Origin of the sequence: Oceanicola sp. D3, assembly GCF_006351965.1 — a bacterium.
In the GTDB taxonomy this organism is placed as follows: domain Bacteria; phylum Pseudomonadota; class Alphaproteobacteria; order Rhodobacterales; family Rhodobacteraceae; genus Vannielia.
Map to the genome: position 1 here is coordinate 3,876,319 of NZ_CP040932.1, position 15,749 is coordinate 3,892,067.

The following is a 15,749-nucleotide window of genomic DNA, read 5'->3' on the forward strand; positions in this document are numbered from 1 at the left end:
ATGCATCGCTGGGCGGCGACACCGCATGTCTGGGGTCAGAGCGATTGCATGCTGGTGCTGGCGGACTGGATCCAGCAGGTCCACGGCCTGGATCCGGCGGCCGATGTGCGCGGAACCTATTGGGATGCTCTGAGCTGTCAGCAGGTGACCGGCTTCATGCGAGACCCGATGTCGGTCGCGGTCCGGTATGCCGAGGAAAACGCGGGGCTTAGTCGAGGCAATGATCTTCGGGTCGGCGATGTGGGCCTGCTGCGCCTTGCCGATGAGCCCCGCTGGGCGGTTGGCGGCATGTTCCTGGGATCAGCCTGGGGCTTCAAGGGGCTGAGCGGCGCGGCCACGAGATTGCCTCAACTGGTGCAGGTCGAAGCCTTCTGGAGTGTCGGCTATGAAGTGTAGCACCCGCGCGGCCGTACTGGCGCTCACGTTCACCACCGCTATCGTGCCGCCGAAGACGGCGACTGCCGCCCCGGTGGCGGCGTTTTTCTCGGGTGTGGTGGCTGCCATCTCCGGTGCCGGCTTCTTCTCTGGAGCCTACCTGAGCGGCGCTTACTTCCTGGGCTACAGCGCAACGACGGCGATCGCGGGTTCCCTGGTCGGACGTGTCCTCCTGTCGGTCGGGTTGAACTATCTGGTCACCGCCTTGACCCGGCCAAACTTCGAGGCCCCCCGTCCCTCGGCTCGCATGGCCAACTATGCGCAGCCGGTGGTCTATGCGGAGTGGTGCTTTGGGCGGGTGCGCAAGGGCGGGCCGCTTGGCTTCACCGGCGCGGCCAAGAACGATGATATCGTGACCGGCCGAAGTGGCTGGAAGCGCCATTATAGCCCGATCCTCGCGGCGCACCCGATTTCCGGCATCGTTCAGCATTACCTCGACGAACGTTTGGTCGAAGTTGATGCGGATGGCACCGTAACTACGGAGCCGATGGACGGCTATTATCGGATCCGGCCCTTCTATGGCGCGAGCGACCAAGTCGCCGATGCCGAACTGGTGAATGCCTTCGACGAAATCACTTCAGCCCACGACTTCAAGGGGCTTTCCGGTGCGCACATCTGGGCCCGGCGGCCGCCGGCGGAAGACTTCACCGAGATCTACCCTAATGGCCGCGAGGGGGCATACACGCCTGTTTTTGACGGCCACAGCCAGATCTATGATCCCCGCGACGACACCACGGGATTCACCCGAAACGCCGCGCTAATCCTTGCTTACTGGCTGGGAGAGCTGATGGGGCAACCCCTCTTCGACGGGATCGCCGATGAAGCCGACGTCTGCGATCAGATCGTCACTGACCGCGATGGAGAGACCCAGCCGCGCTGGCGCATCGACGGTACGATCAGTGATGACATGGACTTTGAGGCGCAGCGCGCCCAGCTGGCCGCGGCATGCGATGCCTTCATCTTCGAGGGGCCGGACGGCAAGGTCGGCTTCCGGGTCGGGCGATACATTGAGCCGACCGTCACGCTCACCGACGCCGATTTTCTGAGCCTTGAGCTCACGGAGACGCGCTATGGCTCCGACACGCCCTCCGCCGTGGCTGGCATCTACATCTCGCCCGACAACGCCTGGCGCGAGGCTCCCTCGGGCGAATACGTGATCGACAACACCATCCGACGCAACGTGGAGCAGCCCGAACTGCTCATGGTGTCATCTCACAATCAGGCCTCCCGTCTCAACAAGCGGATCGGTCGGATGAAGCATGCCAAGTACCGGCTATCCGGATCGCTGAACCTAGTTGGCTACCGGGTGGTGGGGCAGCGCTTTGTCCGCGTTCAGCTCGCGGCCCTGGGCATCGACGAGGTCTTTGAGGTCGGGGAGCTTTGGCGGAACGCGAACCACACCTTTGACCTTTCGGCGGTGTCCGTCGAGGAGGATGATTTTGCCTTTGACGCGGCACAGGAGGAGCCTGAGCCCCCCGAGTTTGGCGATGTGGCCCCGGCGCCTGCCGAAGATGAGCCCAGCGGGCTGGCAGCGACGGTGATCAGCGGTGTCGGCATCCAGTACACCTGGGTGCCGGGTGAAGAGGTTTCTGGCGCGCGGCTCCGCATCCGAAAGAAGGGCGACACCGAATGGCAGTTCTTCAAGGTCGACAATGGCCAGACCGTCTTTGTCTTCACGGCAATCGAGGATGGTGAGATCTACGAGGCGCAGATCCAAGGAACGGGCTTCTTATCCCCGCTCACGGGGTGGGCGCCGGAACCGCCGCTGGAAATCACAGCGCTCGAAAACACCGAGCCACCTGACGATCTCGTCGACGCAGATGTGACCGCAGGCATCGGTGAGGCCGTGATCACCTGGCAGGGGGCGAACGATAGCAATCAGCACTCCGTCGACATCTATCGTTCGACCGTGCTGGCCTTCCCCGGCGCTGGCGGGCTGATCGAGCGTGTGGTCAGCGGCGCAAACATGCCGGTTGAGTACACCGACAGCGGCCTCGCCCCCGACACTTACTACTACTGGATCGAGCCGGTGAACCAATCCGGCATCGCCGGCACGCGCGAGGGCGCGTTCACGGCCGTCGTGACCTAAGCAGGAGAGCACACTCATGGATCTTACTAAATCGCCGCGGGCAGTCTTCCGGGGCAGCCCTGTTTCGTTTGCGCATCAACCGGTGCCGTCAGAGATCGAGACGCTCCTCGACGAGATGATCGCGGGGCTGCCTTCGGGATCAATCTCCGAGATGTTGGAGGATGAGAACCTGCGGGATGGACAAGCGCGGGTGGTTAATGGCGAGTCTTTCTTGATCGATACGTCTTCGCCTTACACGGCGAACGGGGACACGGTTCTGGATCTCGATGGGATCAGTGGGCAGGCGATCTCGAAGCGAACTCTGCACGACACCACGGCCATAATGCTGGCTGACACTCGGACGGAAGAGGAGCTTCCTGAGGGCATGTTGCAGGTCGCGCGAGACGGTGTTGTCGTTGAGACGGCGGATCAGGCCGCGACCGACGACTACGTTGAGAACTCCGGCGGCTTGAAGGTCACGCTCGCCCGCTCCCCCTTCAAGGTCGATGGCAGCGATAGTGCTGGATACCTGCGCATGATCTCCAATGCGCGGATGGGTGAGCAGGTCAAATTTATGGATCTCCTTAGCAAAGCCGACGCCCAGGCGATGCTGGCGGAGGAAAACACTGACGACCAACTCGCACTTCTAAACAACGTCTTAACCGATGACAGGTTTAACAATCTCTTGCTTGCAGGGAAGCTCCATATCAGCGGCAGGGTCAGCACCAATGGCGCGAGGGTGATGGGGTCCGACAGGCGGCGCACGACGATCTGGGGAACGGCGGCGGCTTCTAGCGTTCGTCTTGAGGGGCAAGGCTCGCACATCGGAAACCTGACTATTTCCGACGATTACGACGCCGATGTGCTTTTCGAGGTAGGCCAAGGGACGCAAGGGGGCGTGAGTAATGACCTGACGTTTGAAGATTTGTTTATCTATGGCGGCAAGAAACGAACCGCCTTGATCCGCGAATACGCAAACTGGACAGGCCGGGGCTTTACAGCGAAGCAGGCGGGTGGCCGAACCTACGACACGGGACTTTCAAATAACGGCACAATTCAGGACGCGGGGGGCATTTCGCTTGAGGTTCGTTCAGTCGGGTCGATGTATGATTTTGCTATCACCGGCGCAACAGGGACAAGCCTTCTATTTGCCTTCTATGAGGCCGGAACGGCGTGGGAGGAAAATAGATGCGTGTTCAGCCTCGGTCGAGTTCACACCGGCTATCGCGAATTGTTGCGTGCGGTCAATTACGACGAAGACGAGATCATGGACATAATCCTGTCGAACATCCTTTGGGAAAATCCGGGCATCACCAGCAATCCGGGTGTCAACAACCCGAACCTTGAGGAAGCGATAGTGGCGCAGGGGCCGGGCATCCGGCTCACCATTGAAAACCCCCGCAAAATGACATTGCGCCGGGCGACAAGTGCGGTTTGCGCGGTGGATGGTGCAAAGGTCTATGTAAAGAACCCCGGGCTTGTAGGAGCGCAGTTGCTGGGCAGCTCGGCTAAAGCCAAGCTGATGAACTCCCGCGCCGCAGATGTGACGGCATTTACTACTGGGTTGGAGGTGAACCATGCAGGCTATCTCGTCAGTGATGGTGGCTCCATCTATGCCCCGGTTCCGACTGAGGTTCCGTTTACAACGACCGCTTCGCGCGATGCTGGCCAGTGGTATGAGGTGACGGATGACCAAGGCCCTGGAAGCCTAGTTTGGAGCAACGCCCCCCGTGTCGCATCGGACGGTGTTACCGACGACTTTTCGGCATTCGAGGGCTTGGCAGAAATCGAAGGATTGACCGGAAAGGTCGGCGCGGTATTTGAAAATCGCCGTCTTGTTGAATCTCTAGTTGACGGGAGCAGCACGGCTGGTTTGTCAAAAAATCCGGGCGGCTCGGCTCTGGCTGTTACCACCACGGCGGGCGAATTTGCCTCGGGGACCGGCGCTATCGAAGTTGATACTGCCGCCACATCCACCCCGGCCAATGTCAGCGGGAGTTTCACTGTCACGGAGGATATGGTTGGGCGCACATATCAAATTGTCTCCGTTGGTGCATACAAACAGCAGGGAGGCACCTTTGGAAGCGCCGGTTCCGTGCGGTCGTTTATCGACGTTGTTGATGGCACAGGAAGCGCATTTCCTACATCGGGGGCGAGCGGAACCACGGACATTGAAGACGCGCCCGGTGACGGTAACATGACGGCTTTCTATCGTTGGGCGCACACCTTTCGAGTTCTGTCTGCCGGAACGCTTACGTGGCGAGTGCGCTATGACACCAACAACGTCAGCCGCGACGATCATTTTCACTTGGACCGGGTTGATCTGTTTGAAGTGCTCTCAGATGATGCCGGTTTTTCGGTGTGATGCCCCGCCGCCTCGCCTTCGCCATCATCGAACAGGGTCGTGCCACCGAGTGGCTCACCTCGGCCGTGCTCCTAGGCTTCGCTCTGACGCTCGCCCTTCCCGGCGACACCTTCGCTGGCTCAGGATACGCTGGTTTTCGCAATCTCAACTTTGATGAGGCGATGATCTCGACGTCGTTGGCTCTCCTGGCCTCGTCGCGCATCGCTGCGCTTTACATCAACGGTAACTGGCGGCGCTCGCCGATGGTTCGGGCTGTGGGAGCCACGGTTGGCGCTACGATCTTCGCCATGCTCGCCGTCACCTTCGGCTGGCAATGGATCACCGCTGGTGGGCCGTTTCAGCAGAGCATTGCGCTAGGCACTGGTACAGCAACCTACGGCCTGCTCGCCCTCTTCGATCTACTTGCAGCATACCGGAGCGGTGCAGATGCCAGCATTTCTCGGCCTGTCTGAGCAGGATTTCATGGTGCTGATGACCGGAGCTGGCACCTTGATCGGAGCCGGGATGGCGGCGGTGATCGGTGCCAGGAAGGGCAAGCCCACTTCCGCCGCCGTTGCCGGCGCCATCGAGGCGGCGAACTGTCGCGCCGGTGACATTACTCCCCAGGTCGTCGCCTTGCGCGAGGACATGACGCGCCTCGCCAAGCACCTCCGCGACCTTGAGGACGAAAGCCGCGCGCGCGACGAGAGAACCCTCGAATACCTCGTGCGGCTCGAGGACCGCACCCGCCCCCGTTAACCGAAAGGACTGAAGATGAAATACAACGCTCTGCTGCTTGAGGCAGCCGGGCGCCATGTCGGCTTGTCCGAATGGCCCGGCACCAAGCATAACCCCGAAGTCATCGCCTTCTTCGAGGCCTCCGGCCATGGCAACGTGCGCGACGATGAAACACCTTGGTGCGCGGCCTTCGTTGGTGCCGTGCTCGCTGAGATTGGCCTCACAGGCACCGGCAAGCTCAACGCCCGCTCCTACCTCGACTGGGGCGAGAAGGTGGAGTTCTCCGCTGCGCGCCCGGGGGACGTCGTGGTGCTGTGGCGTGGCTCGCCCGATGGCTGGCAGGGGCACGTCGCCTTTCTGGTCGGCTTCAACGGCGACAAGGTGATCCTGCGCGGCGGCAACCAGGGCAACAAGGTCAGCGACCAGCGCTACCCGGTGAGCCGGATCCTCGGCATTCGGCGTGCCGATGCCGCGCAGGCCGAGATGGGCCGCCCAACTCTTCGCGAGGGCGCGCGGGGGGCCTTTGTGCTCGATCTGCAAGACCAGCTTCGCAGCCTGCGCTACTTCGCCGGCCAGCGGGATGGGGTCTTCGGCCCCCGCACGGGCGCTGCGGTGCGCGACTTCCAGAACGAGGCGGGGTTGTCGGTCGACGGGATCGTGGGCCAGCGCACCTGGGCGGCGCTCGAAAAGGCCCCGCAGCGCCCAGAGCGGCAGCTGACCGCATCCGAGCTGCGCACCCGTGGATCCTCGACCATCAAGGCCGCCGATACCGGCAAGGTCGTCGTGGCGGCCGGCGCGGCGATCCCGGTGATCGATGCGGCCACCGAGGCTGCCGATAAGGCGCAGGGCCTCCTGCCGACCCTCACTGCAATGGTGACCGACCACTGGCCCGCGCTGCTCGTGCTGGGGCTGGGCGTCGTCGGCTACGTGCTCTGGCGTCAGGTCACCGCCGCTCGTGTCGAGGATGCCCGCTCCGGCGCGCATCTGGGGCGCTGAGGTGGGCCTATTCGTCTGGCTGCAGGGTTCCGCCCTCGGCCGCACACTCATCGCAGCCGGCGGGCTCCTCCTCGCCGGCCTGCTGTTCTTCAATCTCGCCGCCCGCAGCGGCGCGCGCAAAGAGAGGGAGAGAGCCCGTGAGGCCGACATTCGCAACGCTGAAAACATTCGCCGCCGCGTCGATGCTGCTGGCGCTCGCCGCGTGCGACCCGAAGACATCCTCTACCGCGACTGAGCGTGCCCTCTGTGAAGCCTGGGCCCGTTCGCTCTTTCTGCCCTCCCGGCAGGACACCCAACGCACCGCTGAGGGCCTGACGGCTGCTCGCAAGCAGTTCGAGGCGGCTTGCCTGGGCAACGAAAGTTAGTGCGAAGGGCCGACCTTTGGCATCCCTGTGACGGCGTTCCAACTACCCGCCGGATGACCGTTACGCGGGACTTTGCTGCCGTTAGGTCTTCGCCGTCTAAGGTCGGCTTTGACCCAAGCATTGTCGAGTCAATTCATTCGAGCTCCAATAATTGCGAGGAGATAACGCTCGGCGACGCCGCGCATCTCAATTATTTCGCCAGGAGCGTTTGACGCATCTCGCAGCACTACCTTTGTCACTTCAGTAGGACTAACAGCACCGGCCACTTTTTCAGCGAGAACCTCTAGGTCTCCTGCGAAAGCCGCTTCGAGAAACTGTTGTGCCGCGACCTCTTGAGCTGTCAGTTCCGAGCTGGTCGGAGGTTCGCTAGGAATGCCAAGGTTCTCCAGTTTGCTGAGCGCCTCGCGGGCCGCTGCAACGTCGTAGCGGTCGTCAGGCGATGCACCTGCCAGTTGCTCTTCGAACGAGCGAACCCGCTTATACGCGGTCTCTGCCGCTTTGAAGACCCGAACACCCAGACCAATTTGCTTCAGGAAGTTCCGAAGTAGAGCGTTGTCATTCGATTGAGAGGCTTCGATTTCGGCTTGGAAGCGGGCTTGTCCAGCCGCGATTTGGCGATCCGCCGCCATCGCTGCCTCAACCAGTTGCCGCCGCAAAATGGCATCCTCTAGTGCCGCTTCCTGGCGACCGATCTCGAAAATGCGGCCATCCCGAGATGACTCTCCGAGTGCAGTTCCTAGATGCTCGATTTCGGCAAGAAAGCTTTTGTCAAGCTCTTCAGTGACTGCAAGCGTGGCGTATTGTTCCAAATTCCTCTGCGTTTCCGACATCGCGGCCAGCAAGTTGTCGCGGTATTCGACAAGAATTGCATATCGAGTCGTTGCAAGATTGGCTTGTTCTAGCAGAGTGTTCAGATTTGCGACCCGCTTAGATCTTTCATCATGAACTACATTGAATCTAACAAACCCATCGGGGGCTTGTGGATGTGTTTCAACAAAGTCAATGCGTCGCCCTTCTACCGCAACAGAGGTGCTAACTGGATAAAGTGATCCACGAGCACCCTCAGAAGTTTTAGCAGAGAACGTTGTGCCGCAGGTAGCAAAGGAGTGCTGACCGACTGAGTCGCCCACCTGCTGAGTGGCGGAAAACGTTTCATAAAGAGGGAAGGGAGATAGCATTTCTAAGAGATAGAGACCTCTATCAGCATCAAGCTCAGTTTGGGTTACGTGGACACACGAAACAAATAGAGCCTGTGAAGACCACGAGATTCGGAACGATGCGGGATAGAAAACAAGGGGTCCAGAAGCAGTCCAATCGCTCAAATTGGTATCAGCCTCTACTGCTGATCTCGCCGACATAAGTTGTGCGTTTGCCTCGGCAACCATCGGGTTCAGACTGTTTTCAACGGCCTCATTTAGGCGCTCGAACCGAGCATCAATGGTGGATTTAATGGCCTCGGAACTGTTGCCCTCCCTTCGCAGGAAGTAGATTTCCATCGCGATTCCGGCCAACACTTCATCCAGCGCGAGGGGAGCTGTGTCGATGACTTGTATAATGGCCTCTTCCAGACGATCAAACCTTCTCTCAAGGTCTTCCGAATATATTTCATGTGCTCGGTCGAGGCTGAGTTCATCGGAGCCAATATTGTCAATATAACGCTCATAGGCGGTCAGTTGCCCCTCAGCTACGGCCCGGAGCGCAGAAGTGGCCTTGCGTGCCTCCTGATCGTGCAAAGCTTCACGAAGTGTAGCAGGGATGTTTGAAACATCCTGATGGACGGCCAGCAGAACTTTCTCTGCCTCGCCCATTCGGGCATTCATAGAGATAACGCCACGATAGGTTTCGAAGATTGCCACCCTACTAGGGTCGGCACTGCTCTCCATGGTCGCCAGCAACGCTAACCCAGACTTGGAAATAGTTCCCAAAGCGGTCAGAAAATCCATGAAGGCCTCACGAACTTATTTGAAATCATGATTGATATCTGACCGTCGCACACGACGCAGCATCGGTCAATTCGGGCTCGAAGCCGCCATTCTCAGCTACGCCTCGTCGTGATATTGGTCTCGCCATGTGCAATCTCTACTCCAATAAGATGCCTCACGAGGCAATGCGTCAGTTGTTCGACGTGCCGGTCGCGCGAACCGACTTGGGCAATATGCCCGCCCTGCCAGCGATATACCCAAAGTACGATGCGCCAATCGTCACGTCCGGTGACGGGCAGCGGTCTTTGATCCGGGCGCACTGGGGATTCCTAACGCCCAACAAGTCGAAGAAGACGGGCAACTGGCTCAAGCCCCAGGCATGGAACAACACCCGAGATGACAAGATCCGGTCGGCCTCCTTGTGGAAGGATAGCTTCGTCAACCGCCGCTGCCTGGTCCCTGCCACCGCCTATGCGGAGGCCATAGGGCGAAATCCGGCCATGTACCACTGGTTCAATGTGGCAGACGCGGCAGGATTTGCCTTTGCGGGGATCTGGCGACATCAGCGCGGCACCCTGGGCGAAACAGAGATCGACGCTATGGTCTTTTCCATCGTCACGACATCACCGAACAGCTTGGCAGCGCACTATCACACCCGCATGCCGCTGGTTCTCGCGCCCGATGACTATGAGATGTGGTTGAACGGCGATCCTGACGAGGCGGTTGAACTGTTGGAAGCATTCCCGGCGGAGCGGATGCAGGTCATAGGCGAAGGTATCGGGATGCGCGAAGAACCTGAATGAACGACTGGACGGGCGTTGCGTGTTCTCCATATGTTCCCGCCATGCCAGCAGGTCGCCCACCCATCCGCGCTCACCCCAGTAAGCCCTTCCGCTCGAGCAAGGATGCGGCTGTGGATGGCCTGCTGCTGTTGATCCGTTGCAACCTGTGCCGTCGCGCGATCTATTCCACGCCGTCTGACCTGATGAAGATCGTTGATCCCCAGCACCCGCTGCACTTACCGCCCTTCCCATGTTCGCGCTGCGGCCAGACTGAATATGTGGAAATGAGACAGCACCGTCCCGCCCACGGCGACTATGGAAGAATTCCGATCAGAAAGCTGGAAAAAGTGGTCGAGGTGAAGATCTGGAAGAATGTCATGCTGGGTGATTGATAGCGAGCCGACTACCCTCCATTGCCATCCCTTCAAACCTGTTCTTCAAGGCGCTTTGACAGCCTACAAGATTCTGACAGAACCCCTCTTGCCATCCCCACTTAGTGACCGTAGAACCGCGTCACCCTGAGGGGCGGCGTCCCGCTCCCCGTGCCCGGGTAGCTCAGGGGTAGAGCAGTGGATTGAAAATCCTCGTGTCGGTGGTTCGATTCCGCCCCCGGGCACCATCCTCACTAAGTCTAGGCAGTAGAATCTTGAACGACTTTGTGGCGGTCGCTCGCCGATACAAGCAAAGGTGGTAAACTTGGGCTTGTCTCTCTGCGATAAACAGTGTTTGCTGCACTGCAGCGAACTGGATTGGGATTCCGTTCCAAGCCGCTAGCGCAGCCCTTTACTACACCACGGCCCATATGCGTTTCGCGAGCTGGCAATGACTGGGAAGAAGATCAAGGGAAACTCTTTTGTGGATAAAATAGGGGCTTACGATATAAGCGCAACGCCAAGCGGAGATCACTGTAGCTTCGGATCCGTTGAGTCGAGTATGAAATTGATGTTCCAGATTTAGAGATGATCATGAAAGCTTTGTTGGTCCACAGCGATTTGCGACAGTGCGGCGGCGCAGAGGATTATGCGAACGCCTTCAAGCGCGCTCTTGATGCAAATGGGTGGGAAACATCTATTCTCGACGTAAACGGGTTGTTTCAAGATGATCGACTAATCAAGGATTCAGCTTTTCTTCGGCTATTCCGAACCTTTCCACCCTTTAAATCCCTCTCCCTCCTAAAGTACGCAGCGGTATGCCGCTATATGCGGGTTCTTCGCATGGATCATGATCTGGTGGTATACACCTATGGCGAAGGCCCCAAAACCGCCTGTAAAACCGTACGCATCATGCATTGTCCGGCGTTATTTTCTACGCTAACCGAGATGCTCTCTTACCTCGGGGTCGACGGAACCAAAAAAATCTCGCTGCTGGGTAGAAAAATCTACGCTTGGATCTGCCGGATGATCGCGGCACCTTCCATCGCAGACGACCCGGAGACCATCACAGTCACAAACTCAGAATGGACCCGGGGGATTGTCTCTAGGGTTTGGGGGATAAGGAACACTCACGTCCTTTACCCACGCGTCGAGCTCGACTTGGACGCGGACACCGCCTTACAGAAAAAGAACCGTTTTTCTTTCATATGCTTGGGTCGAATTGTCCCCAATAAGCGGCTTGAAGACGCCATCACCATTATCGACCGCCTACGTGAACGTGGCTATGATTGCACGTTGGATATCGTAGGACGCGCCAACACCCGCTATGCTCAAGAACTGGCTCAAATCTGCAGACGCCACCCAGCAGTCAACCTTCATCCAGACGCCTCCGACCCGCAAAAAACCGCATTGATTGCAAAGGCTCAGTTCGGATTACATTGCTATCGGAATGAACACTTCGGCATCGCGGTCGCTGAGATGCTTATGCTGGGCTGTATTCCGATCGTGTTCAACGGAGGAGGCGTCACCGAATTAGTCGAAGGCGTTCGCCAGCGTTATGCGGACCTTGATGAAGCGGTCAACAATATCTCCCAGCTTTTGGAACTGCCCGAGGACGAGCTGCAGAGCTTGTCAGAAGCACAAAAAGACAACAGAGCTCTGGCCCGTGCCGTGCAATTTGACAATGAAATCGCCGAGTTGATTCACGCAATCAGTTCAGATCTGAACGCTCGACACTTTCGGACAGCTTAGGTTCTTGCTATGAAAGCCACACTTAGACGGGTCACGATTGTCGTGCCAACTTACAACGAAGAAAAACACATCGCCCGGACGATTGGGATGCTGTCCCGCGACGATGGATTTCAGGACTACGATGTCATTGTCTGTGACGGCGATAGCTTGGATGGCACGGTTGAGGCGGCGAAAATGCTAGGATATCCAAATTTGGAAATTGTCCGGAATGCGCAACGCACCCAAGCGGCGGCTGTAAACTTGGCCGCTGAGATGGCCTGGGACAGGGCAAACAGGCAGCCAGCCTATCTAGTCAGAATCGACGCGCACAGTGTCTATCCCATGAATTTTGTGAAGTCGCTGATCGCTACGGCCGAGATCCATGGAGCCGACAGTGTGGTTGTGCCGATGCATACGGTTGAGGGAAACAACGTTCAAAAGGCCGCCCATGTGTTGTTCAACAGCTGGCTCGGAAATGGTGGTGCCGCACACCGGGCGCATTCTACCAGTCAATGGGTCGATCACGGCCACCACGCCTTGTTTCGGTTGGAGGCCTTTCTGGATGTCAACGGCTATGACGAGAGCTTCATTGCCAACGAGGATGCGGAACTGGACCATCGCCTGACCAGGGCCGGGTATAGGATCTATCTTGATGGTGACAACTCGATCGGCTACATACCCAGAGATTCTATCGCCAGCACTTGGAAGCAGATGCGGCGCAATGGCTTCTACAGATTGAAAAATCTTGCAAAGCACGCCGTCACACCCAAATTGCGACAGTTGCTGCCGATTTTGGTCCTTCCATTCCTGCTAGGTGTCCTATTTCTGACCCTGATAGTTTCGCCGGCGTTTCTCACCTTGTCACTGGCGTATTTCGCACCTGTTGCGCTGCTGGCTTGGCGGGATTGCGGGCGGTTTGGATTCTCCTCCCCGCACCTGCGGTTCACCACCTTCCTGCTGGCGATTGCAACCCACACCGGTTTCAGTTTCGGCGCTGCGGAATTTGCAGTTTCACATTGCCGGACCCTACTATCCGCCCGGACCGGAGTCGCCAAATGAACACTCCTGCCGCGATCCCGGGTCAGAAGATCGCAAACCTGTTCTTGGTCGCGGCGCCGCGCTCCGGTTCGACTCAGCTCAGCGCTTGGCTCGAATCTCACCCGGATATCTCGAGCAGCCCGATAAAGGAGCCAAACTACTTCTCCAACCACGAGTTTTCCGAGGAATACGTCAGAGAGCATCAGCTCAATGACGTGGACCCAGCAGATTATGTCGCCCGCCGCAAAAACTATCGGATGCAGTTTGCCGTATTCCGCACGCCTGAACAGTACAGTTATCTGTTTGAGGCGATGGATACACGTTGGCGCTTAGATGCCTCCACGACATATCTGCATTGCCCGGAGGCTGCAGACAAAATTCGCGCGACGGCGCCAGACGCCAAGATCGTAATCTTACTGCGCGACCCGGTCGCCCGCGCACGGTCCCACTACCTGCTGCAGCACCGCATCGGCCGAAACGTTCCGCAGATCGCCCGGCAGCTACAGCTGGAGCAAGGTGGTCAGCTAGAAATCCCGGGCCACTTTCTCTTGCGCCCCAGCGAGGTCACGGAATCGGTGGCCCGCTATACTCGGGCTTTTGGCAACAATGCTCTAATAGTCTTCGCTGAAGATATGTTCGCACACCCACAGAGAATACTGCAGAGGATCTCAGCCTTCCTCGGGCTTGAAAGCGCCTTTGACATTTCGGTTGAAGCTGCCAACGGAACCGCCCTGCCTCGGTTCCATCGGCTGAATGAGTACCTTCACAGCTCCGGCCTGTTGCTTCTGCTGCGCCGCCAGGTGCCCAAGTCCGTGAAACAAAGGCTTTCCCGGGTCTATTATAGGAAATCCGATGGTGACCTAATTAGCCAGCTAGATGAGGACGCCTTGCGCGCCGCACTGCAGCATCAGGCCCTGGCCTATGAGGCTATGAAGAACCATGCGGCTTAGGCGTTCCGGCCCTCTTGGATGGTTTGTCGGGGCCGCGGGGGCCTTCCTGTGGCTGCCAGGCCTGGCGCTGCCGGTCGGTGGCGTGTTCCTGCAGCCCTTGGACCTGATCACCTGCGCAAGTTGCCTGATCGCCATTTGGTACATCACGAGAATTGACCGCTGCAGCTTTATTGTGCTTCTAACAGCAAACCTTTCTTGGGTGTTTGGAACCCTAAATAACGGGGCGCTCCCGGTTGCTGCCTATTACTTCGTTTTCGTGAATATTTTCTCGGTATTGATCGCCGCCGCACTGTCGGCGCCAACAGGGCAGCGAGCCTTCGTTTCCCTGTTCATGGTTGGTGGTTATGTGTCCCACCTTCTGGCCTTTTTACAGTTCGCGATCGGGGCCGAAAACTTGGATTTTCGAAACAATCTCAACTTCAGCCTGCCCCCGCAATACGGACGTGCCTTTGCTCTGCTTCCCGAAGTATCGCTATTTGCCGCGATGAGTATCCCTTTCATCATCATCCTGGTAGCCAGGGCGGTCTCAATTAAAGGGCGGGTCGTCATCAGTCCGTTGCCGTTCCTGATGTTATGCCTAGCCATATTTAACATGGCCGTCACCCGGTCAACTTCGGTGCTTGTGATCTTCCCGGTTGTTGCCATCTACGCCTTTGTTGAGGGCCGCAGATTGACCGCAAACACGCTCTTTAAGCTTGCGCTGATCCTGCTAGTGATTGGCTTGGTCATTTTGGTCTTTGTCCTCACCTTCTACGCTGAGCGGCTGGGGGCAAATGCCTCGGCAGGACGCAGCGCAGACATTCGCTACGCCTCAGTAGTCGCCGCCGCCAGGTACTTCTTAGAAGGCAATATCATGGGGGTTGGTCTCGGCAACAACTCTGAGGTTGCGGTCCTCTATCTGCTGATCGTCCGCGAACTGGGGCTGGCCGTCGACCTCAACGCTATCGGTGTAAATTCCTTCCTGATCTCGCGAGTCTTCGAGGAGGGACTCCTAGGGCTGCTGCAAATTTTGCTTTCCCTGTATTTCCTGGCTCAGGTGTTGCGCACCAGCTTTCCAGCTCCCAAGAACCTGAAGGTACTGCTGCTGTCCTTTTTCCTCAGCGCTGTCTTTGTGGCCGGCTACCGGGGTCTCTACGAGTACTGGCTGGTGCTAATTGTGCCGGCCGCCCTGTGGAGCGTCGCCCGCCAACAGAACACAGCCAGTTCCAAAAGATGGCCGGATCAACAAACGCCCGGCGTATCTGATATGAAAACCAACTCAGGAAGTTTGAACTTAGGGAGAATATGGTGATCATTTCCCACAGCAAGAAGTTTATCTTTTTTTCCAACCCAAAGACTGGATCTGAATCCGTACGTGACATGTTAAATGAGTACAATGAGGAGCCTGTAGGAGTATATCGTACCCGTAGTCGGGAAACTCCCTTTTACTCTCACATGTCACCACGTGATACCCAGAAAGTATTTCGAGAAAGGGGGCTGAATTTTGATTCATATTTCAAGTTCACATTTGTTCGAAATCCGTATAGGAGGCTAGTCTCTCTATATGAGATGATCATCGAAGTAGATGGCGTCGAAAAAATGAAGCGCCGCCTCGGTTTTCAGCCGGTTGCGTTTTCCCGATGGCTTCGCGGAATTGACACAAAGGGTCACGGTGGCGGTGGCCGGAGGCATCAAAAATGGCGTCAGTACGGCACTTGGTCCATTGATGCTTGGGAGGCAGGGGCTAATGGGCGCCCAGCCGTGGACGAGGTCATCAAGTTAGAAGACATCAAAGAAAAATTGCCCGATCTTTTCCAACGAATTGGTGTCGAATTGCGTGACTCCATCACCCACAACAATCGGCGCGTTGCGAAAGATCCCTTGGATTACTACAAGCCCAAGGACATTGAACTGGTCCGGCAGAAATACCAAAGCGATCTAACCCGATTTCGCTATGAATTCGGAAACGCTGAAGACTTGAAAGCGTGAATACTCCCCTGAATCTGGACGAAAGTGAGAATTCTGGGCGG

General features: G+C 57.8%; 15 protein-coding genes and 1 tRNA gene. 15 read left to right on the top strand and 1 reads right to left on the bottom strand.

The genetic code is table 11. The features are described from left to right. Genes FHY55_RS19495 through FHY55_RS20625 form a run of 7 tightly spaced genes read left to right on the top strand, consistent with a single transcriptional unit; the run spans position 1 to position 6,816 of the window. On the top strand, positions 1 to 396 hold the full coding sequence (locus tag FHY55_RS19495; protein ID WP_140016204.1) for a hypothetical protein: 396 nt from the start codon (positions 1 to 3) through the stop codon (positions 394 to 396). Continuing rightward, on the top strand, positions 386 to 2,524 hold the full coding sequence (locus tag FHY55_RS19500) for a fibronectin type III domain-containing protein (protein WP_140015777.1): 2,139 nt from the start codon (positions 386 to 388) through the stop codon (positions 2,522 to 2,524). Before FHY55_RS19495 ends, FHY55_RS19500 begins: the two co-directional genes overlap by 11 nt. Before the next feature lie 16 nt (positions 2,525 to 2,540). Continuing rightward, a complete protein-coding gene (locus FHY55_RS19505) occupies positions 2,541 to 4,868 on the top strand; it encodes a hypothetical protein (protein ID WP_140015778.1) in 2,328 nt (775 codons plus the stop codon). After that, a complete protein-coding gene (locus FHY55_RS19510; protein WP_140015779.1) occupies positions 4,868 to 5,320 on the top strand; it encodes a hypothetical protein in 453 nt (150 codons plus the stop codon). The genes FHY55_RS19505 and FHY55_RS19510 overlap by 1 nt, the downstream gene beginning before the upstream one ends. Continuing rightward, positions 5,295 to 5,606 carry a hypothetical protein gene (locus tag FHY55_RS19515; RefSeq protein WP_140015780.1) on the top strand — a complete coding sequence of 104 codons (312 nt, stop codon included), beginning with the start codon at positions 5,295 to 5,297 and terminating at the stop codon, positions 5,604 to 5,606. Before FHY55_RS19510 ends, FHY55_RS19515 begins: the two co-directional genes overlap by 26 nt. Positions 5,607 to 5,621: 15 nt before the next feature. Beyond that, positions 5,622 to 6,581 (top strand): TIGR02594 family protein, encoded by a 960-nt coding sequence (locus FHY55_RS19520; protein WP_140015781.1) that lies wholly within the window; start codon positions 5,622 to 5,624, stop codon positions 6,579 to 6,581. A gap of 1 nt (position 6,582) precedes the next feature. Then, positions 6,583 to 6,816 (top strand): hypothetical protein, encoded by a 234-nt coding sequence (locus FHY55_RS20625; protein ID WP_168223068.1) that lies wholly within the window; start codon positions 6,583 to 6,585, stop codon positions 6,814 to 6,816. A 258-nt stretch (positions 6,817 to 7,074) separates the two neighbouring features. Here the strand turns inward: FHY55_RS20625 and FHY55_RS19530 are convergent, their stop codons facing one another. Continuing rightward, on the bottom strand, positions 7,075 to 8,889 hold the full coding sequence (locus FHY55_RS19530; RefSeq protein WP_140015782.1) for a hypothetical protein: 1,815 nt from the start codon (positions 8,887 to 8,889) through the stop codon (positions 7,075 to 7,077). Between the two features lie 149 nt (positions 8,890 to 9,038). On the opposite strand from FHY55_RS19530, the gene FHY55_RS19535 reads away from it, so the two are divergent. The 8 genes from FHY55_RS19535 (at position 9,039) to FHY55_RS19570 (ending at position 15,708) form a co-directional block, all read left to right on the top strand. Then, a complete protein-coding gene (locus FHY55_RS19535; RefSeq protein WP_254695375.1) occupies positions 9,039 to 9,671 on the top strand; it encodes an SOS response-associated peptidase in 633 nt (210 codons plus the stop codon). Continuing rightward, a complete protein-coding gene (locus tag FHY55_RS19540) occupies positions 9,668 to 10,042 on the top strand; it encodes a hypothetical protein (RefSeq protein WP_140015784.1) in 375 nt (124 codons plus the stop codon). The genes FHY55_RS19535 and FHY55_RS19540 overlap by 4 nt, the downstream gene beginning before the upstream one ends. Before the next feature lie 152 nt (positions 10,043 to 10,194). Next, positions 10,195 to 10,269, top strand: a tRNA-Phe gene (locus FHY55_RS19545). Between the two features lie 340 nt (positions 10,270 to 10,609). Next, complete coding sequence (locus FHY55_RS19550) at positions 10,610 to 11,773, top strand: glycosyltransferase family 4 protein (RefSeq protein ID WP_140015785.1); 1,164 nt, start codon at positions 10,610 to 10,612, stop codon at positions 11,771 to 11,773. A 9-nt stretch (positions 11,774 to 11,782) separates the two neighbouring features. Next, positions 11,783 to 12,811, top strand: coding sequence for a glycosyltransferase family 2 protein (locus FHY55_RS19555; RefSeq protein WP_140015786.1), 1,029 nt, complete (start codon positions 11,783 to 11,785; stop codon positions 12,809 to 12,811). Continuing rightward, positions 12,808 to 13,740: a sulfotransferase gene (locus FHY55_RS19560; RefSeq protein ID WP_140015787.1), complete on the top strand. Its 933-nt coding sequence runs from the start codon at positions 12,808 to 12,810 to the stop codon at positions 13,738 to 13,740. The genes FHY55_RS19555 and FHY55_RS19560 overlap by 4 nt, the downstream gene beginning before the upstream one ends. A gap of 97 nt (positions 13,741 to 13,837) precedes the next feature. After that, positions 13,838 to 15,031 carry a hypothetical protein gene (locus tag FHY55_RS19565; RefSeq protein ID WP_140015788.1) on the top strand — a complete coding sequence of 398 codons (1,194 nt, stop codon included), beginning with the start codon at positions 13,838 to 13,840 and terminating at the stop codon, positions 15,029 to 15,031. Beyond that, positions 15,025 to 15,708, top strand: a complete 684-nt coding sequence (locus tag FHY55_RS19570) for a sulfotransferase family 2 domain-containing protein (protein WP_140015789.1) — start codon at positions 15,025 to 15,027, stop codon at positions 15,706 to 15,708. Before FHY55_RS19565 ends, FHY55_RS19570 begins: the two co-directional genes overlap by 7 nt. Positions 15,709 to 15,749: the final 41 nt, after the last annotated feature.